The 1,159-nt window shown below is 45.0% G+C and carries 2 protein-coding genes; both read right to left on the minus strand.

Going from position 1 to position 1,159, the window contains the following annotated elements:
- The coding region (locus tag PX481_RS15880) for a dienelactone hydrolase family protein (protein WP_288094943.1) at positions 1–492 on the minus strand (492 nt) is incomplete at its 3' end.
- A 154-nt stretch (positions 493–646) separates the two neighbouring features.
- Positions 647–1,159, minus strand: a 513-nt coding sequence (locus PX481_RS15885; RefSeq protein WP_288094944.1) for an HAD hydrolase family protein, incomplete at its 5' end; no start/stop codon positions are given.

Consider the following 1,159-nt stretch of genomic DNA (forward strand, 5'->3'; position numbering starts at 1 on the left):
CTTCACTGTCGCTTGACCACCCCCGGGGGTTCCCGTGGTGATTCCCGCACCGTAAAAAGAGGCAGTAACTTTGATATCCTCTAGAGTGGAGACAAGATAAACCACATGACCACCAAAACAAAAACCGATCGTGCCGACACCGGTTTTTTGCACCTGTGGCAAACTATAAAGATAATCGATGGTGGCCTGGATATCGCTGAGTAATTCGGCTGCTTTGGTTTGTTCTTTGTACTGACGACCGATTTCAATATCTTCCATACTGTACCCCGTTTCAAAACCAGGAGCGAATCGCTGATAAATGGCAGGAGCGATCGCTATATAGCCTTCTTGGGCAATTCTGCGGGTGACATCGCGAATATGGTCGTTTACGCCGAATATTTCCTGAATCACGATAATTGCCGGATAAATTCCCCCTTGATCGGGAATGGCTAAATAGGCATCTATGTCAATATCTTTGTTAGAAATCGTAACAGTTTGCGTATTAATAGTCATAATTTTCTCGATGAAAAGGGTTTTAGGGTGTTAGGGTTTTAGGGTTGTAGGGTCTTAGGGTTGTAGGGTTTTAGTTGAATTCCCCCAATTCCCCATCTCCCCAATTCCCCATCTCCCCATTCCCCAATTCCCCATTTCCCCACTTCCCCATTCCTCAAATTAAAACAAACTTTTCCAAGGCCGCAGCCACCCCATTTAAGTTTACACTAGGGGCAACCCAATCGGCTTGATCCTTAACAGCTTGGGGAGCATTACCCATGGCAACACCGACACCCGCATAGGTGAGCATAGAAACATCATTAAAATTATCACCGATCGCCATAACGTTTTGCGGTTGTAATCCTAGGATATCTTCGGCCAAAAATTGGGTGGCGCTTCCCTTGGTAGCCTCAACGTGGGTAACTTCAAAAAAAGTCGGACTCGATTGGGTAAAGTATAAATCTTGATTTTGATAGCGTTGCTGTAAATGATGCCAAATCTCGGCGATAAATTGCTTATCTTCCCCCATGGCTAGGATTTTAGTGGTTTTGTGGGCAACTTTGCGTAAATCTCCCACTGCTTCGGCAATAATACCCGATCGCTGCCGATAGAATTCCGTTTCCGCGTTTAATTGCCGCACATAAAGCACATCGTCCATATAAAAATTAAGGGAGATTTTCTCTTTCCA

This window comes from Microcystis sp. M53603_WE2, from assembly GCF_030065435.1.